1 protein-coding gene is annotated in these 985 nt (G+C 55.1%); it reads left to right on the top strand.

Features of this window, described 5'->3' with window-relative positions:
- Positions 1-103 precede the first annotated feature (103 nt).
- The gene (locus ACRZ95_RS23010; protein WP_170431018.1) at positions 104-892 is read left to right on the top strand and encodes an exodeoxyribonuclease III; all 789 of its coding nucleotides are present in this window, start codon (positions 104-106) and stop codon (positions 890-892) included.
- The last annotated feature ends 93 nt before the right edge of the window (positions 893-985 follow it).

Here is a 985-nt window from a genome sequence, read left to right as displayed (position 1 = left end):
TGCAGCTATTAGTGTTCAATTCATACTACCAGGTAATTTTTCCCCGTGGCACAACACTCCCCACCACGCTAACCTCCGCCCAATTGCGACAGAGGAATCTCCTATGCCCTTCACCCTAGCCACATGGAACATCAACTCAGTCCGGTTGCGCGAGCCTATCGTTCTGAAATTGCTGCAGGAAGAGGCTCCGGATGTGCTGTGTTTGCAGGAGTGTAAATCCCCTGTCGAAAAGATCCCAATGGAGGGATTTTCGGCCCTCGGCTATTCACACATGATCGCGCGCGGACAAAAAGGGTATAACGGCGTCGCCATCCTGTCGCGCCTTCCAATGAAAGAAGTCGGCGACAAGGATTTCGCCAATTTGGGACATGCGCGTCACATAGCGGGGCAACTCGAAAACGGGGTGACGATCCACAATTTCTATGTTCCTGCGGGTGGCGATGTGCCGGACCGCGATGTGAACGAGAAATTTGGCCAAAAGCTGGATTATCTGACCGATATGCGCGACTGGTTTCACGCGGAAAAACCTCAGAACTCCATTCTCGTTGGAGATCTCAACATTGCACCGCGCGAAGACGATGTCTGGTCGCACAAACAGTTGCTCAAGGTCGTTTCACATACACCCATCGAGGTCGAGCAATTGGCCGAAACGCAAGATGCGGGTGGCTGGGTCGACGTAACCCGACAGGATATCCCCGACGGGCAGCTATATACTTGGTGGTCCTACCGGGCGCGGGACTGGGATGCGGCAGACAAGGGCCGTCGTTTGGACCACGTATGGGCCACGCCCGATATCTCCAACGCGGGGCATTCCAGCCGTGTGCTCCGCGATGCACGCGGCTGGGAGAAGCCAAGCGATCATGCACCGGTTTTTGCGACCTTCGACCTTTGACCCGTGCGAAACGTCCAAGACAACCCTTGGTTTCCGCACCATGTGGTTGCATATAGGGCGCAAGATCGAACCAAAGAGTGAACACCATGGACC

Source organism: Ruegeria sp. AI3, assembly GCF_056541245.1.
This window is presented reverse-complemented; position numbering and strand designations above follow the sequence as displayed.